This window comes from Streptomyces sp. NPDC107471 (genome assembly GCF_055582845.1).
The window spans coordinates 38,175-61,307 of sequence record NZ_JBVJPC010000003.1 but is presented as its reverse complement, the minus strand read 5'-3'; the positions used below and the strand labels follow the sequence as shown (position 1 = coordinate 61,307).

Here is a 23,133-nt window from a genome sequence, read left to right as displayed (position 1 = left end):
ATGCAGTTGGGACTCATCGGCCTGGGCAAGATGGGCGGCAACATGCGCGAGCGCATCCGCCGCGCCGGCCACACCGTCATCGGCTACGACCGCAACCCCGAGGTCTCCGACGTGGCGAGCCTCGCCGAGCTGGTGGACAAGCTCGAGGCCCCGCGCACGGTGTGGGTGATGGTGCCGGCCGGCGCCGCCACCCAGTCCGTGGTGGACGAGCTCGGCGAGCTGCTCTCCCCCGGTGACACCGTGGTCGACGGCGGCAACTCCCGCTGGACGGACGACGAGAAGCACGCGGCGGAGCTCGGCACCAAGGGCATCGGCTTCGTCGACGCCGGCGTCTCCGGCGGGGTGTGGGGCCTGAAGAACGGCTACGCCCTCATGGTCGGCGGCGACAAGGAGCACGTGGACCGGCTCCAGCCGATCTTCGAGGCGCTCAAGCCCGAGGGGCCGTACGGCTATGTCCACGCGGGCAAGGTCGGCGCCGGGCACTTCTCCAAGATGGTCCACAACGGCATCGAGTACGCCATGATGCAGGCGTACGCCGAGGGCTGGGAGCTGCTGGAGAAGATCGAGTCGGTGGACAGCGTGCGGGAGGTGTTCCGTTCCTGGCAGGAGGGGACCGTCATCCGTTCCTGGCTGCTGGACCTCGCGGTCAACGCCCTCGACGAGGACGAGCACCTGGACAAGCTGCGCGGTTACGCCCAGGACTCCGGCGAGGGCCGGTGGACCGTGGAGGCGGCCGTCGACAACGCGGTGCCGCTGCCCACGATCACGGCGTCGCTGTTCGCCCGGTTCGCGTCCCGTCAGGACGACTCCCCGCAGATGAAGATGGTCGCGGCGCTGCGCAACCAGTTCGGCGGGCACGCCGTCGAAGCGAAGAAGTAGGCGCGTCGTGGGGGATCTTCTGCTGGTCCGCCACGGCGAGACGGAGTGGAGCGTGTCGGGCCGGCACACGAGCTGGACCGACCTGCCCCTCACCCAGCACGGCGAGGAACAGGCCAAGTCCCTCGCTCCGCTCCTGTCGGGCCGGACCTTCTCGCTCGCGCTCACCAGTGAGCTGCGCCGCGCGATACGCACCGCCGAGCTGGCGGGCATCACCGGCGCCTCGACCGACCCCGACCTGCACGAGTGGGACTACGGCGGTTACGAGGGCGTCACCACCGTCGACATCCACCGCACCCGTCCCGACTGGGACCTGTGGACCGACGGGGTACCGCCCGGCGCGGAGGGGCACCCCGGCGAGTCGCCCGAGGAGATCGGCCGCCGGGCCGACCGGGTCCTCGCCCGCGTCGACGCGGCCCTCCCCGAGGGTGATGTGGTGCTGGTGGCCCACGCCCACTTCCTGCGGGTCCTGACGGCCCGCCGGCTGGGCCTCGGCCCGGCGGAAGGGCGTCTGTTCCAGCTCGCGACCGGCACGGTGAGCCGTCTGTCGACGGAACACGACCGCCCGGTGATCGCGGAGTGGAACACCAGGGTGTAGCAAGGCGGTTGTGCCACGGCCCGGGAGCACAGGCTCCCGGGCCGTCGCCGTCCCGGGGCGTGTTGACACCGTGCCGTGGGCGTTGGAGAGTCACCGCTGATGGAGATCGACAACCTGACCCCGGCCGAACTGCGGGTGTGGCGCGCCTTCCCGAAGGGCGAGGCCGTGGACTTCCGGACGACGGAGGACGAGGACGCGACGGGCGGCGCCGAGTGGGGCGACGAACGGACCGTGCGGGCCTCCGTGTTGCGGGCGCTGATGCTCAACGGCCCCCAGGAGGACGGGGAGATACCCGCGCTCAAGCTCGCGGGCGCCCGGATCACCGGCGTGCTCAAGCTGCAGTACGGCACCGTCGAGCACGCCGTACGCCTCAGCCGCTGCTTCTTCGACGACACACCGCTGCTGTACGGCTGCCGGCTGCGCCAGTTGAACCTCAGCGGTTCCGTGCTGCCGGGGCTGACCGCCGCCACCCTGCACGTGGAGGCGGTGCTCCGGCTGACGGACTCGCGGGTCAACGGCCCGGTGCGGCTCGGCGGGGCGCAGATCGCCGGGGCGCTGTTCATGGAGCGCGCCGAGATCACCGCGGTCGACGCCGGTGAACCCGCGCTCCAGCTCAACCACATGAGCATCGGCGACGACCTGTGGGCGCCGGGCCTGCGGGCCCACGGCGAGGTCCGGCTCAACGGCGCCACCGTCGCCGGGTCCGTGAACCTGAACGACGCCCGGCTCAGCCGCCCCGGCGACGTCGTCCTCGACGCGCAGACCCTCGTCGTGGAGGGCGACTTCCATCTGCGCCGGTCGCACACCTTCGGCTGGATCGGCCTGCGGGGCGCCCGGATCGCGGGCCGGCTGGACTTGTCGTACGCGCATCTGTCGAACCCGGGCGACGCCGCCCTCCGGGCGAACAGCTCCACCATCGGGGAGCTCTGGCTGCGCAAGGGGCCACCCGTCGAGGGCACCCTCAGCCTGCGCCGGGCGCAGATCGACGACCTGTTCCTGGAACCCGACGTGGTGCCGGAGGAGGTGCAGTTCAACAAGCTCGTCTACACCTCGCTCACCCCCCAGGAGCCCGCCGAGCGCCGGCTGCCCATGCTGGAGCGCGACCGGGAGGGCTACGTCCCGCACGCCTACGAGCAGTTGACGGCCGCCTACCGCCGGATCGGCGACGACCACGCCGCCCGGCTGGTGCAGCTCGCCAAGCAGCGCCGCCGTCGCGCGACGCTGCCCTGGTACGGACGGCTGTGGGGGCACGTCCAGGACGCCGCCGTCGGCTACGGCTTCCACCCGCTGCGCGCGGGGGTGTGGCTGGTCTCCCTGCTGGCCGTCGGCTCGATCGCGTTCGGCCTGCACCATCCGCCGCCGCTGAAGGCGGACGAGGCCCCGCACTTCGACCCGGTCTTCTACACCCTCGACCTGCTGCTGCCGGTGATCTCCTTCGGCCAGGAGGGCGCCTTCGCCCCGCGGGGCTGGTACCAGTCGCTGTCGTACGCCCTGGTCATCGCGGGCTGGATCCTGGCGACGACGGTCTTCGCCGGTGTCACCCGGACCGTCAACCGGCAGTGACACCGGATCACTTGGGGGCGCCGACCGCTCCCGTCAGTTCCGTCATGTCCGCGAGCATCCGTGCCGCGTCCGGCTCCCGCCCGGTGAACAGCCGGAACGCGTCCGCGGCCTGGAAGGCGGCCATGCCGCCCCCGTCGAGCGTGGCGCAACCGAGCGCGCGGGCGGTGCGCAGCAGTTCCGTCTCCAGGGGCCGGTAGACCACCTCAGCGACCCACAGCTCGGGGCGCAGCAGACCCGCCGGGAGGGGCAGGCCGGGATGGGCGGCCATACCGGTGGGGGTCGCGTGCACGAGGCCGTCGGCGTCGGCGAGCAGCGCGGCCGACCGGTCGGGACCGGCCGCGGCTGCACGCCCCTGGCCGAAGTGCCGGTTCAGGGCGGCGGCGAGGGCGGCGGCCCGGTCGGCGAGCGCGTCGACGACGGTGACCCGCCCGGCGCCCAGGGTGAGCATGGCGTGCGCGACGGCCGCACCGGCACCGCCCGCGCCCAGTTGCACGACCCGCTCCAGGGGCACGTCGGGCAGCCCGCGCGCGAAGGACGCGGCGAAGCCGGTGACGTCCGTGTTGTGCCCGGTCGAGCGGCCGTTCTCGAAGACCACGGTGTTGACCGCGCCGAGCGCCTCGGCCTGCGGACTGAGCGCGTCCAGGTGCCCGATGACCAGTTGCTTGCAGGGATGGGTGATGTTCAGCCCGTCGAAGCCGAGGTCGCGGGCGGCCCGCACCAGCTCGCCGACCGCTTCGGGGCGCACACCGAGCACGTCGATGTCGATGAGCCGGTACAGACAGCGCAGGCCCTGCCGGTCCGCCTCCCGCTCGTGCAGCGCCGGGCTCAGCGAGGGGCCGATACCGGCGCCGATCAGTCCGACGAGAATCGAGTCCCTGGCCACGCGACCTCCTGAGCCGAGCGCTAATGTACGAACCAGTACGTTAGCTATATCAGCCGGACGGCTGCCGGGGAAGAGCGGGGCCGCGCCTTCTACAATCTGCGGCACCGGCCGCTCTCCCGAAGGAACCCGATGACCAGCGTCGACGAACCGGCACGACCCGGCGGGCGGATCCGTGACGCCGCCCGCACCCAGGCCGAGATCCTCGACGTGGCCACCCAGGAGTTCGCGCGGGCCGGCTACGACGGCGCCCGCGTCGACGAGATCGCCGCCCGCACCCGCACCACCAAGCGGATGATCTACTACTACTTCGGCGGCAAGGAGCAGTTGTTCACCGCCGTCCTGGAGCGGGCGTACGGCGTGATCCGGGAGGCGGAGCAGGAGCTGGACGTCGAGCACCTGGACCCGGTCGCCGCCATCCGGCGCCTGGCGGAGCTGACCTTCGACCACCACGAGCAGCACCCCGACTTCATCCGCCTGGTCAGCATCGAGAACATCCACGGGGCCGAGCACATCTCCGGCTCCGAGAAGCTCGGCAGGATCGGCTCCCCCGCGCTCGACGTGATCCGCCGCATCCTGGCCTCGGGGCAGGAGTCCGGCCTGTTCACGGCCGACGTGGACGCGGTCGACCTGCACGCGATGATCAGCTCGTTCTGCTTCTTCCGGGTGGCCAACCGGCACACCTTCGGCGCGCTCTTCGGTCGCGACCTCGTCGCCCCGGAGCAGCGCGAGCACTACCGGGCCATGCTGGGCGACATGGTGATCGCCTACCTGACGGCGGACCGCGCCGCGGACTGATCCGGGCCCGGCGGCACCCCTTGACACGCGAGACCGGTGGGCGCACCATCCTCCGCAACCGCTACTAACTATCCAGTGGGTTAATTAACTGGATAGCTCCCGGAGTCCCCCCGAAGGAGCACCCCCGTGACGCCCACCGTCGTCCCCCGCGACCCCGCCGAAGCCGTCGGGCAACCGAAAAAGGCCGCCACCGCCGCCTGGATCGGCAGCGCCCTGGAGTACTACGACTTCTTCATCTACGGCAGCGCCGCAGCCCTGATCTTCCCGAAGGTGTTCTTCGACGAGTCCGACCCGGCCACCGCGACCCTGCTGTCGCTCGCCACGTTCGGTGTCGCCTACGCGGCCCGGCCGGTCGGCGCGCTCTTCCTCGGGCATGTCGGCGACCGGGTCGGCCGGAAGAAGATCATGGTCTTCACGCTGATCCTGATGGGCCTGTCGACCTTCCTCATCGGCTGTCTGCCCACCCGCCACCAGGTCGGCACCCTCGCCCCGGTCCTGCTGGTGCTGTGCCGGGTCCTCCAGGGCATCTCCGCGGCCGGGGAGCAGGCCAGCGCCAACTCCATGAGCCTGGAGCACGCGCCGGCGCACCGACGGGGCTTCTTCACCAGCTTCACGCTCAGCGGCACCCAGGGCGGGCAACTGCTCGCCACCCTGGTCTTCCTGCCGGTCGCCGCGCTGCCCGAGGACCAACTGCTGTCCTGGGGCTGGCGGCTGCCGTTCTGGCTGAGCGTGGCGGTCGCCGTGGTCGGCTTCGTGATCCGCCGCAAGCTGGACGAGACCCCGGCGTTCGAGCAGCACGCCGCGTCGGTGGGCGTCCCGAAGCTGCCGCTCGTGGTGCTGCTGCGGGAGCACTGGGCGGACGTGCTGCGGGTGATCGGGGGTGCGCTGATCGCCTCGGTCTCCACGATCTTCACGGTGTGGGCGCTGGCGTACGCGACGAGCGACGCGGTCGGGATGAGCCGTTCGTCGATGCTGTGGGTGGGCGCGCTGGCCAACCTCGTCGCGCTCGCCGCGATCCCCCTGTGGGCCACCTTGTCGGACCGCGTCGGCCGGCGCCCGGTCTTCCTGGTCGGAGCGGTGGGCAGCGCGGTGACGATGTTCCTGTACCTGTGGGCGATCTCCACGGGCAACTACCCGCTGACGCTGCTGCTCGGCATCGTCGCCTTCGGTGTCGTCTACAGCGCCGCGAACGGGGTCTGGCCGTCCTTCTACGGCGAGATGTTCTCCACCCGGGTCCGGCTCTCGGGCATGGCGATCGGCACCCAGATCGGGTTCGCGGTGGCCGGTTTCGCGGTCACCTTCGCGGCCCGGATAGCGGGCCCCGACGGCACCGACTGGTCCTCGGTCGCCCTGTTCACCGCGGCCCTGTGCGTCCCGCCGCTGATCGCCGCCCTCACCGCCCGCGAGACCCACCGGGTCCCCACCGAGGACCTCGGCTCCCGTACGCCCCGGCAGGTGCCGCACCCGCAGAAGGTGACGGCCTGACCCCGCCGGGCGCGGCTACCGGTTGGACCAGCCCCGCGTGCACAGCACCAGCCGGTACCCGTCCGGGTCCTCGACGGTGACGCCCCACTCGTTCCAGTACGGGTTCGGGGAGAGCACACGCTTGCCGCCGTGCGCCTCCAGCCGGGCGACCAGGTCGTCCGGCACCGGCCCGTCGACGTAGACCACCAGGAGGTCCTCCTCGGTGGGGCGGGGTTCGACGGGACGGCCCTGCTCGTGCACGAGTTCCAGGTGCCAGCCGGCGTCCGGCCACCCGAGCATCAGCAGGTCGTGCTCACCGGGTTCGGATCCGCCCTCGGCACGCCACACGACCCCCAGCCCGAGCCCCTCGGCCCAGAACCGCTCGGCGGCGGCCAGGTCCCGGGAGGGACGGGCTATGCGCAGGTGGCTGCGGCCGTTGACGGGCATGGAGACCTCTTCCCTCGATGTACCGGCCACCGTAGCCAGCCACCGGCCCCGAACGCATCGCCCGCCGGTCCTGCGCCGCTGGGCGTAGGACCGGCGGACCGGGGGCACGGTCGTCAGTCCGTGGCGGTGGGGATCCCGTACGCCCGCTCCACCCGCAGCCGCAGCACCAGCCGTCGGTCGCGGACCATCGCCGCCCGGTAGTCGTCCCAGTCGGGGTGCTCGCCCTGGACGTCGCGGTACAGGCGGACGAGCTCCTCGACCGTGTCGTCGTGCGGGTCCTGTGCCACGGGGCTGAGTTCGGCCGTGCCCTCGGCGACGGTGTACGCCCACCGGTCCGGCGTCGTCACGTGGTACGAGGCACGCGGATCCCGGCGCAGATTGCGGGTCTTGGCGCGGTCGTCGGTCAGGGAGACCCGGATGATCCGCTCGTCGGGGTAGTAGGCGTGGCTGACGTTCGAGAGCTGGGGCCGGCCGTCGCGCTTGAGGGTGGTCAGCACCCCGCCGTGGCTCTCCAAGAGCAGCCGGAGCAGTGCGTCCTGCGTCGCTTTCTCGGTCATGCCACGATCAACCGGCCCGGCCGTGCCCGGCATTCCCGTTGCCGCGCGATCACGGCAGACCCGCAGCTCGGCGCCGTTTTCTGAGCGACGATGATGTCTGAGGCGGTCCGGGCCGGGTAGGTCGGTCCGCACCTCGACGTACGCGACGGAGGAGAGCGATGGCACAGCTTCGGCAAGAGGTCGATCCCGGTGAGGTGGGGCTGGACGCGAAGGCGCTGGACCGTCTCGACCGGCATTTCGTCCACTGCGTCGACGAGGGCCGGATCCCCGGCTTCCTGGTGTCCGTCGCCCGCGGCGGCCGCGTCGCCCACCTCACCACGCACGGCCACCGGGACCTCGCGGCCGGCCTGCCGGTCGAGGCGGACACCCTGTGGCGGATCTACTCGATGACCAAGCCGGTCACCACGGTGGCCGCCCTGATGCTGGTCGAGGAGGGCAGGCTGTCGCTGGACGACCCGGTCGCCGACTACCTGCCGGCGTTCGCGCAACCCCGCGTGTACGTGGCCGGCTCCGGCGACGACGTCACGACCCGCCCCGCCGACGGTCCGATACGCATCCGGCACCTGATGACCCACACCGCGGGCCTGACCTTCGCCTTCTACCGCTCCCACCCCGTCGACGCCCTCTACCGCGAGGCCGGCCTGGAGTCGTCCGTGCTGCCCGGCTCCGACCTCGCGAGGACGGTCGACGTCTACGCGAGCCTGCCCCTCCAGTTCGAGCCGGGCACCCAGTGGAACTACTCGGTCGCCTCCAACGTCCTCGGCCGGGTCATCGAGATCGCCTCCGGCCGGACCCTCGACGCCTTCTTCGCCGAGCGCGTCTTCGGCCCCCTCGGGATGCCCGACGCCGGCTTCTGGGTGCGGGACGAACAGGCGCACCGGCTCGCGGAGTTGTACGGCGAGAAGGACGACGGCTCCATCGAGCCGGTCCCCGGGCTCCCGCTGCGGGGCCGCCCCCGCCTGCTGTCCGGCAGCGGCGGCCTGGCGGCGTCGGCGTACGACGTCCACCGGTTCGCGGAGCTGCTGCGCCGCCGGGGCGAACTGGACGGCACCCGCCTGCTGTCGGCCGAGACCGTGGACCTGATGACCTCCAACCACCTCCCGGGCGGCGCGGACCTGCGTGCCTTCGGCACCAGACCCGCCCACGACGAACCCGGCAACGACGGCGTCGGCTTCGGCCTCGGCGTCTCCGTGGTGATCGACCCGGCCCGCACCCTGGCACCCACCACTCCCGGGACCTTCGGCTGGAGCGGCGCGGCGTCCACGACCTTCTGGGTCGACCCGGTCCGCGATCTGACCGTGCAGTTCCACACCCAGGTGCGGCCGAAGACGCTGAAGCTCTTCCCCGACCTCAAGCGGCTGGTCCACGAGGCGGTCGTGGCCTAGGTCCGGCCGCCCGGTGCACCGAGCGGCCTACGCGTCGACGCGCAGGGTGAAGTGCACGCCGCCGCGCGCCAGTTCGCCCAGCCACTGGTCGGAGCGGGCGGCCGTCTCGGCGGCGCGGTGCAGCCCGGCCGGGAGCGAGCCGTCCAGGACGTGGCCGACGCCCAGGGCGAGGGTGCGGGAGACGCAGCGGGCCATGGCGCTGTCGTCCTCGTCGCCCACCAGGTCGAGGAGGTAGCCGCCGGACCAGGTGCGGCCGTCCTCCGCGCGCACGTCGAGGGAGACGGCGAGGACGACCCGGTCGCGGTCGGCGTCCGTCGTCGGGTACTTGGCCGCCAGTTCCCGGGCCAGGGCGGCGATGCGGGTGTCGTCGCCGGTCCGCAGTTCCTCGAGGACCGGCTCCCAGGCCCGCAGCCAGCCGTCCAGACGCAGGGTCCCGCGCACGAAGGTCCGCGGGGTCCAGGCGGCCGGCAGTCCGTACTGCTCGACGAAGGGGACGCTGTCGCGGTTGGGGTAGACCTCGAAGGTCTCCCCGTCCACGACATGGCGCCGGGTCGCCTCCCAGGGGCGCTCGGCGATGACCGGGGTGCCGTGGTCGATGTACCGGGCCGGTGAGCGCAGGGCGTTCAGGACTCCGACGGGGGCCCAACTGAAGCGGTAGCGGAAGTCGTTCGGGACGGCGGGCACACCACCGCAGTAGGAGGTGAGGCCGTACGACGCCGGTGTCCCCTCGCCGATCGCCGCGCGGGCCCGGGCGACGAGGCTGTGCGCGAAGAGGTGGTCGATGCCCGGGTCGAGGCCCGCCTCGGTGAGGACGACCAGTCCCGCCTTCCGGGCCGCCGGCACGTGGGCGAGGACGGCGTCGGACACATAGCTGGAGCAGGCGAAGTGGGCCTGCTCGCGGACGCAGACGGCGAGGATCCGGGCGTGCTCGGACGCGGGCAGCATCGACACGACGACGTCCCCGGGGGCCAGTTCGGCCGCGAGCGCGGACAGCGCGTAGGCACGCGGCGCGGCCCGTCCGTTCAGCCGCAGCCTTTCGAGGGCCTCCTGTGCCCGCTCCTCGGTGCGGTGCCACAGCAGCACGCGGTCGGCCGTGTCGCACAGGGCGGCCAGACCGCCGCCGGTGGAGAGCCCGGCGCCGATCCAGTGGACGGTGCCGGTCGCGGGTACCGGGTCAGTCACGGTGCGATTCCCCTTCGTCGATGCCGAGTTCACGGCACGCCTGGTGGAACCGGTCCAGACAGCGCCCCCACGGGCCGCCGACCCCGAACTCCAGCAGCAGGGGCAGCAGGGAGCCCGAGAAGCCGACGCTGGACTCCTCGGGGAGCAGGGACGGCAGGTTGTCGATGGCGATCAGGTCGAGCGCGGGTTCCTTGTGCAGGCGGCGCACGGGCTCGGCCCACTCGGTGGTGCGGTCGTAGACCGGCAGGACGTTCAGGGGCGAGCCGACGTCGCAGGTGACGTCGGAGAGGGTGCGCAGCCTGCGGGCCGGGTCGTCCAGGTCCCTCTCGCGGACGAACGGCGGCACGGGGCTGGTGGCGAGGACGCAGTTCACCAGCGCGTCGTGGGCGAGCAGCGCGGGCCGGTCCAGGTCGCGGGTCTCGTCCAGGTCCCAGCAGGTCGGCTCGATCCCGGCGGCCCGCAGCGCGACGCGGGCGCCCCGGCCGCTGCGGCCCAGCGCCCCGATCACCAGCGCCGTGAACTCCTCGTCCCCGGCGACGGGCCGCAACGCCTCCTCCAGTTCCTCCTGCGAGGTGGGCACCAGGGGCGCGGACAGCCTGCCCCGGTGCTGGAGCACGGCCAGGGCCGCCCCCAGGTAACCGGCCCAGTAGCCGAAGGCGGCGAGCCGGCGGCCGTGGTCGTCGACCAGGTACTCCAGGTCGAGCAGGGCCCCTCCCCCGGTGGCGAACCGGCGCAGCAGGTCCCGGGCGCCCGGCTGCTCCTTGTAGGCGTGCCCGAAGAAGACGTGCCGGTGCGTCAGGGCGACGGGCTCGTCGGGGAGTTCCTTCAGACCGACGACCACGGCGTCCCGCGGCGCCCGGGTGGCCCACGAACCCGCCGGGGCGACACCGCAGCCGACCGCCTCGTACTGCTCGACCGGGAAGATCCGCTGCGGGGACTCCTCGACGGTCACCGTCACGCCGCTGTCGACGAGGCGCCGGGCGTCGGTCGGGACGACGGGCGTGCGTCGCTCGGTGGAACGGACCTCGTGGCGCAGCCACAGGTGGAGCTCGGTCATACGCGGTTGGCCTCCGGGCGCGGGGCGTCGGCCGCGAACCGGCCGGCGCTGAGCGGGCTGATGTCCACGAAGGGTACGCGGCCCAGGTACAGGTCGCGGACGACCTCGCCGACGGCCGGTCCCTGGAGGAATCCGTGGCCGGAGAAGCCCGTCGCGTACAGGAAGCGGGAGAGCGAAGTGGCCTCGCCGATGAGGGCGTTGTGGTCCGGGGTGATCTCGTACAGGCCGGCCCAGCCGCCGGTGCGGCGCAGGTCGAGGAGGGCGGGGGCGCGGTGCCGCATGGCCTCCGCCAGGCGGGGGATCCAGCGGTCGTGGGCGGCGGTGTCGAAGCCGGGTGTCTCGTCGGGGTCGGACATGCCGACCAGGAGGCCGGGGCCCTCGGCGTGGAAGTAGAGGCTGCTGGTGAAGTCGATGGTCATGGGCAGGTCGGGCGGGAGCGCGTCGACCGGTGCGGTGACCGCGATCTGGCGGCGCAGCGGTTCGACGGGCAGGTCCACGCCGACCATCGCGCCGACGGCCCGTGACCAGGCGCCGGCCGCGCAGATCACCGTGGAGGTGGCGATCCGGCCCGTGGTGGTGGCGACGGCCGCGATGTCCTGGCCGCGCACCTCGATGCCGGTGACCTCGGTGTGCCGCAGCACGGTGGCGCCGTGCCGGCGGGCGTCGGCCGCGTAGCCGTGCACCACGGACTCGGGGGTGCAGTGGCCGTCCTCGGGCGAGTAGGCGGCGGCGAGCAGGCCGTCGGTGGTGATGAGCGGGGAGAGCCGGCGCGCCTCGGCCGGGTCGATCATGCGGCTCGGGACGCCGAGGGAGTTCTGGAGCCGGACGCCCGCCTCGAAGGACGCGACCTCCTCGGGCGTCGACAGCAGGAACAGGTACCCGACCCGGTGCAGCCCGATGTCCTGCCCGGTCTCCTCCTCGAAGCGGCCGAACGCCTCCAGGCTACGGGCCCCGAGCAGGATGTTGAGCTCGTCGGAGAACTGCGCCCGCACCCCGCCCGCCGCCTTGGAGGTGGAGCCGGAGGCGAGTTCGTCCCGCTCGACGAGGACCACGTCGGGTACGCCCGCGCGTGCCAGGTGGCGGGCGATGCTGGTGCCCATGACACCGCCGCCGATGACGACGACACCGGCCGTGCGCGTGCTCACCGGCGCTCCCCCTTCGCCGCCCGCGGCACGGCGTCGCCCGGCCTGCCGTGCCAGGGCCGCGGCGCGGTGAGGGCCGTGTCCGCGTCGGGCGGGCCGGGGACCTGCTGTCCGGAGAGGAAGAGGACGTCGTCGGTCATTCCCTCTTCCTGTCCGGATCCGCCCTCCCGGAATCCGCCCGGAACTCAGGACAGGTGGGCCACCGCGTCCAGGTGGGGCAGGTGGTGGTCCATGCGCTCCCGCTTGGTGCGCAGATAGGTGATGTTGCTCTCGCACGGCGTGATGAGCAGCGGCACGGTCTCGGAGACCTTGATGCCGTGCCGTTGCAGCGCCTCGCGCTTGCGCGGGTTGTTGGACATCAGGCGGACCGAGTTCACGCCGAGGTCGTGGAAGATCCCGGCGGCGACGCCGTAGTCGCGGGAGTCCACCGGCAGGCCGAGCGCGAGGTTCGCCTCGACGGTGTCCAGGCCCTCCGCCTGGAGCGCCATCGCGCGCAGCTTGGCGAGCAGACCAATACCCCGGCCCTCGTGTCCCCGCAGGTAGACGACGATGCCGCTACCCGCCTTGACGACGGCCCGCAGCGCGGCGTCGAGCTGGTCACCGCACTCGCAGTGCTGGGAGCCGAACGCGTCACCGGTCAGGCATTCGGAATGCAGTCGCACGAGGACGTCGTCCGCGCCTATGTCGCCGTGCACCAGGGCGACTTGTTCGTCACCGCGGTCGTGATCGAGGTAGCCGATCGCCTGGAATTTCCCGTACACGGTGGGCAGCGGGGCATTCACCACGCGTTCCACGCCGGTGCGCTGTGGTGCCTTCTTGCCGAGGACGCCAACTTTGTCTGTCATGATCTGTTTCCTAAGCAGAGACGAAAGGCCGTGAAAAGATGAGCGGTTCGGGAATGCGGTCGGCGGCGAACGGTCTGTTGCCGACGGACACTACGGAAGACGTACGGACGCGGGGGGCGGGCGTCTCAACTCAGGTCGCCGTCCTTCCGGTCGGGAGCTTCGAACAGCACGGTCCGTACCTTCCGCTGGCGACCGACACCCTCGTCGCCTGTGCCGTCGCGCGGCAGATCGCCGCGGCGTACCCGGTGCACCTCCTCCCCCCGGTGACGATCTCCTGCTCGCACGAGCACGCGGCCTGGCCGGGGACCGTCAGCATCTCCGCCGTCACCCTTCACTCGATGGTTCGGGACATAGCCGCCTCGCTGCGCCGCTCGGGCGTCGAGGCCCTGGTCGTGGTCAACGGGCACGGGGGCAACTACGTGCTGGGCAACGTCGTGCAGGAGGCCTCCGCCCGCGGGGAGCGGATGGCGCTGTTCCCGGCCGCGGAGGACTGGGAGAGCGCCCGTACGGAGGCGGGGGTGCTCACCTCGCTGCTCACCGACATGCACGCCGGAGAAATCGAGACCTCCATTCTTCTGCACGCGCACCCGGAATGTCTGCGCCCCGGTTACGAGACCTCCGATTTCGTCGCGGACGACCGTCGTCATCTCCTCACCCTCGGTATGTCCGGTTACACCGATTCCGGTGTCATCGGGCGCCCTTCACTGGGCTCGGCGGAAAAGGGGAAAGCCTTGCTGGAGAGCCTCGCGGCATCCTTCGGGGCGTATTTCTCGATGCTGACGGAATCCGACGCGGAGTAGGCCGTCGCCGGGCGCCGCAGGCCCTGGTACCAGCGGACGACCAGGACGGCCGCGCCCGGCAGGCTCGCCACGAAGCTGAGGACGCCGTACACGATCGCCGTCGCGAGGCCGACCTCGGCTCCGAGGCCCATGGCGGCGAACGCCCAGGCGGTGACGCCCTCTCGGGGGCCGAACCCGCCGATGTTCAGGGGCAGTCCCATGGCGAGCAGGGCGAGCACGGCGAGCGGCAGCAAGGCGGCCACGGAGGCGTCGGAGCCCGCGATGCGGGCGGCGAGCACGAACATCCCGAGGTGGCCGGCGAGGACGACCAGCGAGGAGAGGGCGACGCCGGGCCAGTTGCGGCGGGACAGCAGTGCCTCGCGTGCCTCGCCGAGACCGGCGCCCAGGGCCCGGCTCCGGCGGTCGGAGCGGGTGCGGTTCATCCGCAGGGCCACCGCGACGGCGAGCGCGCCGAGGGCGGCGAGACCGGCCAGGGGCGCGAGGTGGCGGGCCTCGGCCAGTACCGGGGAGTCCAGGGAGAGCAGCACGGCACCGCCGACGACCGCCAACGCGATCTGTCCCGCGACCCGTTCGAGGACGACGGCCCGTACCCCGCGGCCCATGTCGCCCGCGCTCTGCCCGTGCCGCACCGCGCGGTGCACATCGCCGAGCACACCGCCCGGCAGGGCCGCGTTCAGGAACAGGGCCCGGTAGTAGTCCGCCACGGCCTCGCCGAGCGGCAGCCGGATGCGCAGCCCGCGGGCCACCAACTGCCAGCGCCAGGCGCTGAAGACGGTGGTCAGGACGCCGATCGCGAGGGCCGCCAGCAGGGCGGGAGCGTCGATCCGGCGCAGCCCGTCCAGGAAGACGCCGGTGCCGAGGCGCCACAGCAGGAGGGCGAGGATGGTGACGCCGGCGACGGTGCCGAAGTGGGTGCGCAGCGCACGGGAGTTCAGCGCCGCCCGCCAGGCGGTGCGCCGGCGGGGCCGGGCCTCGGCCACGATGACGCCGATCCGGTCCCGGGCGACGGCGGCTTCGGTCAGGTCCGTGGCGGGCACACCGGCCGCTTCGAGGATCTCGGCCCGGGCCACCAGCGCCTCGGTCCGTGCGGTGAGCACGTCGTCCCGGGTCCGGACCACCTCGGCCCGCAGGGTGCGGGCCCGGTGGGAGAGCGTGGTCGGCGCGGCCGGTTCCGCGGGGCGCCGTACCGGCAGGCCCGCCTCGGTGCGGCCCGTCCCCGGCCGCACCGTCTCCACGCTCATGACGCTCCGCCCGTCGGGCGGGACAGCGCCAGCAGGTCGCTGTGGTGGACGACGGCCTTCAGCTCACCGGCGCGGCACGCCTCCAGCCGGTCCCTGAGGTAGGACTCGGCGCGCTCCTTGAGTGCGGGGCGCTCCTCGACGGCGGCGCCGACCCAGCCGCGCAGCCACTGCTCGGTGAGCGCGGACTCGGCGGGGCCCAGACGCCAGGCGCTCGGGTGCAGCCGTACCGTCGCGCCCCGCTCGGAGAACGCCTCGCAGGCGACGGTGACGGCGTCCGGGCCGAGCAGTGCGCCGCGCCGCTGGTGGGCGTTGAACGCGTCGGCGATCTCCTCGTCGAGCGGGTCGGCCGGGTCGAGTTCGACGCGGCCCGCCACGGACAGGGTGAGCAGGGCCGGGCAGCCGGCGCCCGTGCAGGCGGCGGCGAGGGCGTCGATCTCCTCGCGGGTGAGGACGTCCAGCAGGGCGGAGGCCGTCACCAGGGAGGCGCCGGCGAGGGCGTCCGGGGTGAGCAGGCCGACGTCGCCGCGGCGGGTCTCGACGGTGACCCGGCTGCCGTCGGCCGCGGAGCGCGGGGAGGCGACGGCGGCGAAGTGCAGGAGGTAGGGGTCCCGGTCGTGCAGGATCCAGTGCTGGGGGCCGTCCAGGCGGGGCGCCAGCCAGCGGCCCATCGAGCCGGTGCCGCAGCCCAGGTCGTGGATGACGAGACCGGCCCGGCCCGGCAGGTTGGCCAGCCGGATGCGCAGCGGGTCGAGCAGGTCGGCCGCCCGCGCTGCCGCGTCGGGCCCCTCCCGCAGCTCCAGCCACTCGGGGGCGTACCGGGGGGCGTCGTCGGGCCCGGCGTCCCGCAGACGTACGGTCGGACGCTCACCGGGACGGGTGCTGGGACCGGCACCGGGGATCACCGCGTCCGCGTCGGAGGGCACACCGGACTCCACCGCCGTCACCTCCCGGGGTCCCGGCTGGGCCGGGATCTTCCCGCTCTGCTCGGTCGCCGTCTTCCTCATGCCGCCCTCCTGGGCTCGCTCGGGAGTCGGCCGAGTACGCCGGCCAGGCTGCGGGCCGTGGTCGCCCAGCCGTCCAGGGCGGCCCGCCGACCCCGGGCAGCCGCCTTGAGCCTGCGTCGTACGTCGGCCTCGCCGAACCAGCCGCGCAGTTCGGCGGCGAGGGCGGCGGGGTCCTCCGGCGGGACGAGGATGCCGGGCACCCCGCCGTCGGGGGCGCGGCCGACCGCCTCGGGCAGTCCGCCGACGTCGGTGGCCAGCACCGGGATGCCCCGGGCGAGGGCCTCGGTGACCGCCATGCCGTAGGTCTCGGCGTAGGAGGTGAGGACCATCAGGTCGGCGGCGTGGTAACTGGCGTCGAGCTCGGCCCCGGCCTGCGGTCCGGCGAGGTGCAGGCGGTCCTGGAGGCCGTACTTCGCGATGAGGGTCCGCAGGTGCGCGACGTACTCGGGGTCCTGGGTGATCCCGCCGACGCACACGCAGCTCCACGGCAGGTCCCGCGCCCCGGCCAGGGCCTCGATCAGCCGGTGCTGGCCCTTGCGGGGGGTCACCGCGGCCACGCACAGCAGCCGGGAGACACCGTCGGTGCCGGAGGCCAGCGGGGCGATGTCGGCGCCCGGGGTGGCGACGTGGACCCGCTCGGGGGCGAGACCGTGGTGGGAGACGAGGCGCCGTACGGCCCAGTCGCTGGTGGCGACCACGGCGGACACGGCCCGCAGCACCTCGCGTTCCCTGGCGTCCAGTTCGAGGGCGAGTGCGGGTTCGAGTCCGGTCTCGTCGCCGAGCGGCAGGTGGACCAGGACGGCGAGGTGCAGCCGCTGCGCCTCGGGGACGACGATCTCCGGGACCCCGCAGGCCACCAGGCCGTCGATGAGGACGACGGTGTCGTCGGGCAGGTCCCGCAGGGTGCGGGCCAGTTCGGTACGGGCCGCCGCTCCCGGGCGGGGCCAGCTCCCGGCCACCGCGTGCCGCTCGACCTGCCAGCCGAAGCCGGGCAGGTCCAGGCAGACCCGCCGGTCGTAGGCGTTGCCGCCGCTCGGCGCGGTCGGGTCGTCCACGCCGCCGGGCATCACGAAGTGCACGGACCGCAGGGACATCGGGATGATCTCGGCCTTCTTGAGGGCGGAGTGCTGCACGGGCACGTAGTCGAGTGTGGCCGTCCGCCCGGCGGTCATGTCGGTCACAGGGCACGCTCGTAACTCGCCCAGGCCACATGCGACTCGTGCAGCGTGACGGTCAGGCCCGACAGGCCCTTGGCGCCCTCGCCCAGCGCGCCCTTCTCGATGCGCTCGGCGAGCCGGTCCGCGATGACCTTCGCCAGGAACTCCGTGGAGGTGTTGATCCCCGCGAAGTCGGGTTCGTTGTCGAGGTTGCGGTAGTTCAACTCGCTGACGACGGCACCGAGTTCCTGGGTGGCCAGTCCGATGTCGACGACGATGTTGTCGTCGTCCAGCTCTTGGCGCCGGAAGGTGGCGTCCACCAGGAACGTCGCTCCGTGCAGACGCTGCGCGGGTCCGAAGACCTCGCCGCGGAAGCTGTGGGCGATCATGATGTGATCGCGGACGGTGATGCTGAACAACGGACGACCCTCCAGGTGCGGCGCGTCTGGTCCCCCGACTGATCCCTGCCGGGGGATGCCGTGTAGTACGGCTCCTCGCTTCCCCGTGTTCAGCCGGGTCCCACTCTTTTCTCAGGTCAGGCGCTCTTGTCATACCTCACGAGGTGACAGAGGGCCGCAATCTCCCCACTGGCCAGCCCCGGCATCACCTCCGGCAGTTCTTCGAACGCGCATTCCCCCGTGATGAGGGCGTCGAGCGCCGGGTCGGCGAGCAGCTCCAGCGCGAGGGCGAGCCGGTCGCCGTAGCTGCGGTTCGCCCGGGCCGGGGAGACGGTGCCGACCTGGCTGCTGCGGATGGTGAGGCGCCGGGAGTGGAAGGCCTCGCCGAGCGGGAGAGCGACCTTCCGGTCGCCGTACCAGCTCAGTTCGACGACGGTGCCCTCGGCGCCGAGCAGCTCCAGCGAGCGGGTGAGGCCCTGTTCGGTGGCGCTGGCGTTGACGACGAGGTCGCAGTCGCCGAGGGCGTCCGCGGGGGCCGCGAAACCGACGCCGAGGGCCTCGGCGGTGGCGGCGCGGGCCGGGTCGGCGTCCACCAACTGGACCCGTACGCCGGGGAAGCGGGCGAGGAGCGCGGCGACCGAGCTGCCCACCATGCCGCCGCCGACCACCGCGATCCGGTCGCCCACCAGGGGCGCCGCGTCCCACAGGGCGTTCACCGCGGTCTCCACGGTGCCGGCGAGGACGGCCCGCCGGGCGGGCACGTCGTCCGGTACGACCGTCACGGCGCTCGCGGGCACTACGTACCGCGTCTGATGCGGGTACAGACAGAAGACGGTCCTGCCCTTCAGCGCGGCGGGCCCCTGCTCCACCTGCCCCACGCTGAGGTAGCCGTACTTCACGGGTCCCGGGAAGTCGCCCTCCTGGAACGGTGCCCGCATGGCCGCGTACTGGCTCTCGGGCACCCCGCCGCGGAACACGAGTGTCTCCGTGCCCCGGCTGACTCCCGAGTACAGCGAGCGGACCAGCACCTCGTCCTCGCCGGGGGCCGGAAGGGGGGCGTCCCGTATCTCGCCCGCACCCGGGGAGCGGAGCCAGAACGCGCGTGCGGCGGCCTTCATCGAGAACCTCCTGAACGATCGGCAACCCGTGCACGTACCTCGTTCACGTACCGAGATGTGCACAGGCCGCGCACAGTACGCGGCCTTGATCGACTCTGTCATCTGGCCGGAGGAATGTGCGGTGGCCCTGAACAACACTTACGAAGCAAGGCTGGTCCAGCAGGAGACCGCTGTCGGAGCGGGCGTTCAGATCCTGTTGCTGGCCCTGCTCGGCACGGCGATCGGCATGGGGCCGGCGGGCTGGCTGACCGGCCTCGCCTTCGCCGTCGCCACCTGGGCCGTGCTCTCCAGGGCGCTGCACCGCACCCGGCCGCGGTCCTTCGGGCCCGCCAACCGGGTGACGCTCGGCCGGGCGACCCTGGTGGGCGGGGTCACGGCCCTGGTCGCGGACTCCTTCCAGGACTCCCCGCCGGTCACCCTCTTCGTCGGCCTGACGGCGGTGGCCCTGATCCTCGACGGCGTCGACGGCAAGGTGGCCCGTGCGACGGGCACCTCGACCCCGCTGGGCGCGCGGTTCGACATGGAGGTCGACGCGTTCCTGATCCTGGTGCTCAGTGTGTACGTGTCGATGTCCCAGGGCCCGTGGGTCCTCCTCATCGGCGCCATGCGCTACGGCTTCGTCGCCGCGGCCCGCGTCTGGAACTGGCTCAACGCCCCGCTGCCGCCGAGCATGGCCCGCAAGACGGTGGCCGCGCTGCAGGGGATCCTGCTGCTGGTGGCCGCGTCCGGGTACCTGCCGTTCGCGGCGACCTTCGGCGTGGTGGCCGTGGCCCTGGCCACGCTGGTGTGGTCGTTCGGCCGGGACGTCCTGTGGCTGTGGCGCACCCACCGCGCGGACCAGGCGGCCGTGGAGGAACTCCTGGACCTCGTCCCGGCAGCGACGCCGCAGGTCGTGGCGTCCTGACCGGGGACGGCGTGGCAGCGGCGGCCGGTCGCGGCCCGCGCCGGGCAGACCGTACGGCGTCCGCACCGTGCGCTGCCGGTGCCTGAGAGCCCGCCGCGTCCGCGGGCCGACGCGGTGACTGTCGGGACCTCCCGAAGCCGCCCCCGGTCACCGCGTGAAGGGGGCTCAGCCCTTCAGCGGTACGCGCGGAACCGATCCCGTACTCGCTCCGATGGGCTCAGCCCTTCAGCGGTACCCGGTAGACCGTCGACTCCCGCTGGCGGAACCCCTGCCGCTCGTACAACCGGTTGGCGGCCGCGCGGTCGGGGCGGGAGGTCAGGTCGACGGTACGGGCCCCGGCTTCCCGGGCGAGCCGGATGGCCTCCCTGATCAGCAGCCCGGCGATGCCCTGGCCGCGGGCCGCGTGATCGACGATCACGTCCTCGATGCGGGCCCGCAGTCCCGCGGGCGCCGGGAACATCACGAGGGTGAGGGTGCCGACGACCGGCCCGGACGTGGACCTGGCGATCAGCATGGTGTTGGCGTCGCAGGCCAGGATGCGGTCGAGCGCGGCGAGGTCGAGGGCCTCGGCCGTCGAGGACAACTGCGGCAGCATCCGCGCGAAGGCGTCGACGAGTTCCTGGTCCGCCTCCCGGGCGATCTCCACCCGGATGTCCTGAGTCTCCATGGGGTGGACCCTATCGCCGCGCCCCGGAGTCCTCCCGCCGACGCGGGTTCTGCCTATCTCCGTGGCAGCAACCCCACCGCCGCCACCGGTACCGCCGCCAGCAGCAGCCACGGCACCGGTGTCGGCAGGTCCGCGGCCAGCAGGGAGCCTGTGACGGAGCTGCCGACCAGGACGATCAGGCCGGAGACCGAGGAGAGCGCCCCGGTGTAGAGGCCGAGGCGGTCCGGTTCCGCGAGGTCGGGGACCCATGCGCGGGCCACCGGCGCCACGAGCATCTGCCCGAAGGTGAGCAGGACGACGAACCCGGCCGAGGGCAACAGGCCCGCCGTACCGGTCCAGTCGGCGGGCCGGGACACCGCGACGACCGCGAACCCGGCGCCGATCAGCAGCAGTCCGGCCATCATCGACCGGCGCAGCGACAGCCTGGAGCCGACCCGGCGGGTGACGGGGAGCTGGGCGGTCACCACCAGCAGCGAGGACAGGGCGAACAGCCAGGCCAGCGCCGCCTGCGAGCCGGTCGCGCGCTCCACCTCGTCGGGGAGGGCCAGGTAGAGCTGGTTGTAGGCGAGCAGGTAGGCGCCGTACGCGCAGCACAGGGCGAGGAAGCGGCGGTTGCGGAACAGGGTTCCCAACCCGCCCTCCAGCCGGACCCGTTGGCGCCCCGGGATGTGCTGCGGCAGCATCCACGCGTGCCCGGCGAGGACGAGCACGAAGATCCCGGCGCCCGCCAGGCACACCGTGCGGAAGTCCACCGCCAGCAGCAGCGCGCCGAGCAGCGGCCCCACGAACGCCCCCGCCTGTCCCGCGACGGTGAACAGGGCCAGCACACGGGTGCGTTGACCGCCCGCCTCCTCGTGGAGGACGGCCTGCCGCGCGACCTCGGACTCCACCGCGGGCGAGAACAGCGCGGCGGCGAACCCGATGAGCAGGACGGCCCCGATGACCGCGCCGGTCCGCTCGGCAAACCCCAGCCAGCCGAACCCGGCGATCCGCAGCACGCACCCGGCGAGGACGACGGGCCTGATCCCGTACCGGTCGGCGAGCGCGCCGCCCACCACGAACAGCCCCTGCTGGCTGAAGGTCCTCAGCCCCAGGACGAGCCCGACGAGCCACCCCGCCATCCCGACGGCCTGCCCGAGGTGGGCGGACAGGAAGGGCAGCACCGCGAAGAAGCCCACGTTGAAGGCGAGTTGGGTGAGGATCAGCAGCCGCAGCAGCGGCGGGAGGCGGGCCGCGGTCCGGGGCGCGCCGACCGGCGTCGACGTCATCGGGCCTCGGCCTCGGCCGACCGGGCGGGCACGTACGTCGGGGCGGTACGAGTGCGCGCGCGCCGGCGCGGCCACCGCACCCCGCCCGCCGCGCTCACCGCGAGCGCGCCCAGCAGGGCGAGTGCGCCGGCCGGGGCGAGGACGGCCCAGGGGGCGCGTTCGGCGTAGGGCTGGTTCTCGGCCAGGAGCAGGCCCCACTCCGGGGCGGGCGGCTGGGCGCCGAGGCCGAGGAAGCCGAGGGAGGCGAGGGCGAGCGCGACACCGGGCAGGCGCAGCAGGGCGTGCCGGGTGACGGGCGGCAGGATCGCGGGCAGCAGTTCGTGCCGCAGCAGGTAGCGGCGGCTCGCGCCGAGGGCCCGGGTGGCCGCGAGGTGCGGGGTGGCGCGTTCCTGCCGGAGCAGCGAGGAGGTGTGCGCGGCGAGCGCCGCCCAGGAGACGGTGGCCACGGCGAGGGCGGGCGTGGCGGCACCGCTCCCGGCGACGGCGGTCACGAGCAGTGCGGCGAGCACCGGCGGTACGGCGTTGACGGTGTCGACGAGCGGCCCGGACAGCCGGGGCAGCAGTCCGAGCAGGACGCCGACCGCCAGTGCGGTGACGCTGACGGCGAGGGCGGTCAGCAGGGTGTCGAGGGCCCCGTGCGCGACCCGGGCGAGCAGGTCCCGGCCGAGCGCGTCGGTGCCGAACGGGTGGGCCCGGGAGGGGGGTTGGAGTCGGGCCCCGGTGTCGAGGGCGAGCGGGTCGCGGAGCAGGCCGAGCGCCACGACGGCGGCCAGGAGACCGCCGTACAGGAGGGGCAGGGCGCTGCGGGTGGGCCGGCGCGGGCGGTGCAGGGAGTCCAGGGCGCCGTCGCGCAGGGCCGGGCCGGTCAGGCGGCGGACGGCGAGGATCGCGAGGCCGGTGGCGGTGGCCGCGAGGAGCAGGAGGGCGAGGGTGCCGGCCTGGAGCACGGGCAGGTCCTGGGCGAGGGCGGCCTGGAGGGTGGTGCGGCCGAGGCCCGGGATGTCGTAGATCTGCTCGACGGCGACGGAGCCCGCCGTGAGGCCGACGACGAACAGGCCCAGGTTGGGCAGCAGTGCGGGGACGCAGCGGCGGACCGCCTTGGCGGCGACGGCACGGCCCGGCAGTCCGCGGGCCGCCGCGGCGGACGCCCAGGGTTCGGCGAAGGCGCCGGGCAGCAGGTCGTCGAGGAGGCGTCCGAGCACGGCCCCGGCGGGCAGGCCGAGGGCGAGCGCGGGCAGGATCGTCCAGCGGGGTCCGTACCAGCCGAGGGCGGGCAGCCAGCCGAGCTGGACGCCGACGACGGTGGCGAGCACGGAGGCGGTGAGGAACTCGGGCAGTGCGGCGAGCATCGCCGAGGCGCCGCCCCGGGTCCGCCGCCCGTCGAGGCGGCCGTGCGCGCCGAGCCACAGGGTGCGGGCGCACACCAGGGCGGCGGTGCCGGCGGCGACCGCGAGCGCCACCGTCACCAGCAGCAGGGACACCCCGAGCGCCTGGACGACGGTCGGGGTGACCTGGGTGCCGTTCAGCCAGGACCGGCCGGCGTCCCCGCGGGGCAGCCCGCCGAGCCACTGGCCGAGCAGGTGCAAGGGGCCTTCGTCGAGGCCCAGTCGGTCCCGGATGTCGGCCAGGACCCGCGGCGTCGGGGTGCGGTCCGCGGAGCGCGCCTTGAGCACGGTGAGCGCGGGGTCGGTGCGCGACAGCCACGGCAGCAGGCCGATCCCGCACACCAGGGCCGCCGCGAGCAGGGCACGCCACAGCAGGGTGGCCACTCGTTGCCCCACG

The 23,133-nt window shown here is 73.4% G+C and carries 23 protein-coding genes and 1 pseudogene; 8 read left to right on the top strand and 16 right to left on the bottom strand.

What is annotated here, in order from left to right; genetic code table 11:
- The 3 genes from gnd (at position 1) to ACZ66S_RS09765 (ending at position 3,037) form a co-directional block, all read left to right on the top strand.
- Positions 1-879 carry a phosphogluconate dehydrogenase (NAD(+)-dependent, decarboxylating) gene (gene gnd, locus ACZ66S_RS09775; protein WP_469900972.1) on the top strand — a complete coding sequence of 293 codons (879 nt, stop codon included), beginning with the start codon at positions 1-3 and terminating at the stop codon, positions 877-879.
- A gap of 7 nt (positions 880-886) precedes the next feature.
- Positions 887-1,474, top strand: a complete 588-nt coding sequence (locus ACZ66S_RS09770; protein ID WP_469900971.1) for a histidine phosphatase family protein — start codon at positions 887-889, stop codon at positions 1,472-1,474.
- A gap of 99 nt (positions 1,475-1,573) precedes the next feature.
- On the top strand, positions 1,574-3,037 hold the full coding sequence (locus ACZ66S_RS09765; protein WP_469900970.1) for a membrane-associated oxidoreductase: 1,464 nt from the start codon (positions 1,574-1,576) through the stop codon (positions 3,035-3,037).
- 7 nt (positions 3,038-3,044) lie between these two features.
- Here the strand turns inward: ACZ66S_RS09765 and ACZ66S_RS09760 are convergent, their stop codons facing one another.
- Complete coding sequence (locus tag ACZ66S_RS09760) at positions 3,045-3,920, bottom strand: shikimate dehydrogenase (protein WP_469900969.1); 876 nt, start codon at positions 3,918-3,920, stop codon at positions 3,045-3,047.
- A gap of 129 nt (positions 3,921-4,049) precedes the next feature.
- Between ACZ66S_RS09760 and ACZ66S_RS09755 the strand changes: the two genes are divergently transcribed.
- Together ACZ66S_RS09755 and ACZ66S_RS09750 are read left to right on the top strand one after the other, a co-directional pair.
- Positions 4,050-4,715, top strand: a complete 666-nt coding sequence (locus tag ACZ66S_RS09755; RefSeq protein WP_469900968.1) for a TetR/AcrR family transcriptional regulator — start codon at positions 4,050-4,052, stop codon at positions 4,713-4,715.
- Between the two features lie 126 nt (positions 4,716-4,841).
- Positions 4,842-6,200 carry an MFS transporter gene (locus ACZ66S_RS09750; RefSeq protein ID WP_469900967.1) on the top strand — a complete coding sequence of 453 codons (1,359 nt, stop codon included), beginning with the start codon at positions 4,842-4,844 and terminating at the stop codon, positions 6,198-6,200.
- A gap of 15 nt (positions 6,201-6,215) precedes the next feature.
- Here the strand turns inward: ACZ66S_RS09750 and ACZ66S_RS09745 are convergent, their stop codons facing one another.
- On the bottom strand, positions 6,216-6,626 hold the full coding sequence (locus ACZ66S_RS09745) for a VOC family protein (protein WP_469900966.1): 411 nt from the start codon (positions 6,624-6,626) through the stop codon (positions 6,216-6,218).
- A 113-nt stretch (positions 6,627-6,739) separates the two neighbouring features.
- A complete protein-coding gene (locus ACZ66S_RS09740; RefSeq protein ID WP_469900965.1) occupies positions 6,740-7,183 on the bottom strand; it encodes a PPOX class F420-dependent oxidoreductase in 444 nt (147 codons plus the stop codon).
- 158 nt (positions 7,184-7,341) lie between these two features.
- Here ACZ66S_RS09740 and ACZ66S_RS09735 point away from each other — a divergent pair, with 158 nt between their 5' ends.
- Positions 7,342-8,568 carry a serine hydrolase domain-containing protein gene (locus tag ACZ66S_RS09735; protein ID WP_469900964.1) on the top strand — a complete coding sequence of 409 codons (1,227 nt, stop codon included), beginning with the start codon at positions 7,342-7,344 and terminating at the stop codon, positions 8,566-8,568.
- A gap of 27 nt (positions 8,569-8,595) precedes the next feature.
- Here the strand turns inward: ACZ66S_RS09735 and ACZ66S_RS09730 are convergent, their stop codons facing one another.
- Genes ACZ66S_RS09730 through ribA form a run of 5 tightly spaced genes read right to left on the bottom strand, consistent with a single transcriptional unit; the run spans position 8,596 to position 12,794 of the window.
- Entirely contained in the window at positions 8,596-9,750 is a 1,155-nt protein-coding gene (locus ACZ66S_RS09730; protein ID WP_469900963.1) for a saccharopine dehydrogenase family protein, read from the bottom strand.
- Positions 9,743-10,807, bottom strand: a complete 1,065-nt coding sequence (locus ACZ66S_RS09725) for a saccharopine dehydrogenase (RefSeq protein WP_469900962.1) — start codon at positions 10,805-10,807, stop codon at positions 9,743-9,745. Before ACZ66S_RS09725 ends, ACZ66S_RS09730 begins: the two co-directional genes overlap by 8 nt.
- Positions 10,804-11,952 carry an NAD(P)/FAD-dependent oxidoreductase gene (locus ACZ66S_RS09720; RefSeq protein ID WP_469900961.1) on the bottom strand — a complete coding sequence of 383 codons (1,149 nt, stop codon included), beginning with the start codon at positions 11,950-11,952 and terminating at the stop codon, positions 10,804-10,806. Before ACZ66S_RS09720 ends, ACZ66S_RS09725 begins: the two co-directional genes overlap by 4 nt.
- Positions 11,949-12,089: a hypothetical protein gene (locus tag ACZ66S_RS09715; protein WP_469900960.1), complete on the bottom strand. Its 141-nt coding sequence runs from the start codon at positions 12,087-12,089 to the stop codon at positions 11,949-11,951. Before ACZ66S_RS09715 ends, ACZ66S_RS09720 begins: the two co-directional genes overlap by 4 nt.
- Positions 12,090-12,134: 45 nt before the next feature.
- On the bottom strand, positions 12,135-12,794 hold the full coding sequence (ribA, locus tag ACZ66S_RS09710) for a GTP cyclohydrolase II (protein WP_469900959.1): 660 nt from the start codon (positions 12,792-12,794) through the stop codon (positions 12,135-12,137).
- Positions 12,795-12,832: 38 nt separating this feature from the next.
- Here ribA and ACZ66S_RS09705 point away from each other — a divergent pair, with 38 nt between their 5' ends.
- The gene (locus tag ACZ66S_RS09705; RefSeq protein ID WP_469900958.1) at positions 12,833-13,594 is read left to right on the top strand and encodes a creatininase family protein; all 762 of its coding nucleotides are present in this window, start codon (positions 12,833-12,835) and stop codon (positions 13,592-13,594) included.
- 113 nt (positions 13,595-13,707) lie between these two features.
- On the opposite strand, the pseudogene ACZ66S_RS09700 reads toward ACZ66S_RS09705, so the two are convergent.
- From ACZ66S_RS09700 to ACZ66S_RS09680, 5 genes and pseudogenes are all read right to left on the bottom strand, one after another.
- Positions 13,708-14,835, bottom strand: a pseudogene (locus tag ACZ66S_RS09700) (lysylphosphatidylglycerol synthase transmembrane domain-containing protein); the annotation flags it as partial.
- The gene (locus tag ACZ66S_RS09695) at positions 14,832-15,839 is read right to left on the bottom strand and encodes a class I SAM-dependent methyltransferase (RefSeq protein WP_469900957.1); all 1,008 of its coding nucleotides are present in this window, start codon (positions 15,837-15,839) and stop codon (positions 14,832-14,834) included. The gene ACZ66S_RS09695 and the pseudogene ACZ66S_RS09700, both read right to left, overlap by 4 nt.
- A complete protein-coding gene (locus ACZ66S_RS09690) occupies positions 15,836-17,020 on the bottom strand; it encodes a glycosyltransferase family 4 protein (RefSeq protein ID WP_469900956.1) in 1,185 nt (394 codons plus the stop codon). Before ACZ66S_RS09690 ends, ACZ66S_RS09695 begins: the two co-directional genes overlap by 4 nt.
- Positions 17,017-17,415 (bottom strand): 6-pyruvoyl trahydropterin synthase family protein, encoded by a 399-nt coding sequence (locus tag ACZ66S_RS09685; RefSeq protein WP_469900955.1) that lies wholly within the window; start codon positions 17,413-17,415, stop codon positions 17,017-17,019. The genes ACZ66S_RS09690 and ACZ66S_RS09685 overlap by 4 nt, the downstream gene beginning before the upstream one ends.
- Positions 17,416-17,531: 116 nt before the next feature.
- Entirely contained in the window at positions 17,532-18,512 is a 981-nt protein-coding gene (locus ACZ66S_RS09680) for a zinc-dependent alcohol dehydrogenase (RefSeq protein ID WP_469900954.1), read from the bottom strand.
- A 121-nt stretch (positions 18,513-18,633) separates the two neighbouring features.
- Between ACZ66S_RS09680 and ACZ66S_RS09675 the strand changes: the two genes are divergently transcribed.
- Positions 18,634-19,416 (top strand): CDP-alcohol phosphatidyltransferase family protein, encoded by a 783-nt coding sequence (locus ACZ66S_RS09675; RefSeq protein ID WP_469900953.1) that lies wholly within the window; start codon positions 18,634-18,636, stop codon positions 19,414-19,416.
- A gap of 217 nt (positions 19,417-19,633) precedes the next feature.
- Here the strand turns inward: ACZ66S_RS09675 and ACZ66S_RS09670 are convergent, their stop codons facing one another.
- The 3 genes from ACZ66S_RS09670 to ACZ66S_RS09660 are packed head-to-tail and all read right to left on the bottom strand — an operon-like array spanning position 19,634 to position 23,132.
- Positions 19,634-20,083, bottom strand: coding sequence for a GNAT family N-acetyltransferase (locus ACZ66S_RS09670; RefSeq protein WP_469900952.1), 450 nt, complete (start codon positions 20,081-20,083; stop codon positions 19,634-19,636).
- 53 nt (positions 20,084-20,136) lie between these two features.
- The gene (locus ACZ66S_RS09665) at positions 20,137-21,351 is read right to left on the bottom strand and encodes an MDR family MFS transporter (RefSeq protein ID WP_469900951.1); all 1,215 of its coding nucleotides are present in this window, start codon (positions 21,349-21,351) and stop codon (positions 20,137-20,139) included.
- Positions 21,348-23,132 (bottom strand): ABC transporter permease subunit, encoded by a 1,785-nt coding sequence (locus ACZ66S_RS09660; protein WP_469900950.1) that lies wholly within the window; start codon positions 23,130-23,132, stop codon positions 21,348-21,350. Before ACZ66S_RS09660 ends, ACZ66S_RS09665 begins: the two co-directional genes overlap by 4 nt.
- Between the last annotated feature and the right edge of the window lies 1 nt (position 23,133).

Coding starts and splice junctions, on each gene's coding strand:
- ACZ66S_RS09745 (WP_469900966.1), bottom strand. CDS start 6,626: ATGCCCGTCAACGGCCGCAGCCACCTGCGCATAGCCCGTCCCTCCCGG.
- ACZ66S_RS09695 (WP_469900957.1), bottom strand. CDS start 15,839: ATGAGGAAGACGGCGACCGAGCAGAGCGGGAAGATCCCGGCCCAGCCG.
- gnd (WP_469900972.1), top strand. CDS start 1: ATGCAGTTGGGACTCATCGGCCTGGGCAAGATGGGCGGCAACATGCGC.
- ACZ66S_RS09735 (WP_469900964.1), top strand. CDS start 7,342: ATGGCACAGCTTCGGCAAGAGGTCGATCCCGGTGAGGTGGGGCTGGAC.
- ACZ66S_RS09755 (WP_469900968.1), top strand. CDS start 4,050: ATGACCAGCGTCGACGAACCGGCACGACCCGGCGGGCGGATCCGTGAC.
- ACZ66S_RS09765 (WP_469900970.1), top strand. CDS start 1,574: ATGGAGATCGACAACCTGACCCCGGCCGAACTGCGGGTGTGGCGCGCC.
- ACZ66S_RS09670 (WP_469900952.1), bottom strand. CDS start 20,083: ATGGAGACTCAGGACATCCGGGTGGAGATCGCCCGGGAGGCGGACCAG.
- ACZ66S_RS09665 (WP_469900951.1), bottom strand. CDS start 21,351: ATGACGTCGACGCCGGTCGGCGCGCCCCGGACCGCGGCCCGCCTCCCG.
- ribA (WP_469900959.1), bottom strand. CDS start 12,794: ATGACAGACAAAGTTGGCGTCCTCGGCAAGAAGGCACCACAGCGCACC.
- ACZ66S_RS09705 (WP_469900958.1), top strand. CDS start 12,833: ATGAGCGGTTCGGGAATGCGGTCGGCGGCGAACGGTCTGTTGCCGACG.
- ACZ66S_RS09715 (WP_469900960.1), bottom strand. CDS start 12,089: ATGACCGACGACGTCCTCTTCCTCTCCGGACAGCAGGTCCCCGGCCCG.
- ACZ66S_RS09725 (WP_469900962.1), bottom strand. CDS start 10,807: ATGACCGAGCTCCACCTGTGGCTGCGCCACGAGGTCCGTTCCACCGAG.
- ACZ66S_RS09680 (WP_469900954.1), bottom strand. CDS start 18,512: ATGAAGGCCGCCGCACGCGCGTTCTGGCTCCGCTCCCCGGGTGCGGGC.
- ACZ66S_RS09740 (WP_469900965.1), bottom strand. CDS start 7,183: ATGACCGAGAAAGCGACGCAGGACGCACTGCTCCGGCTGCTCTTGGAG.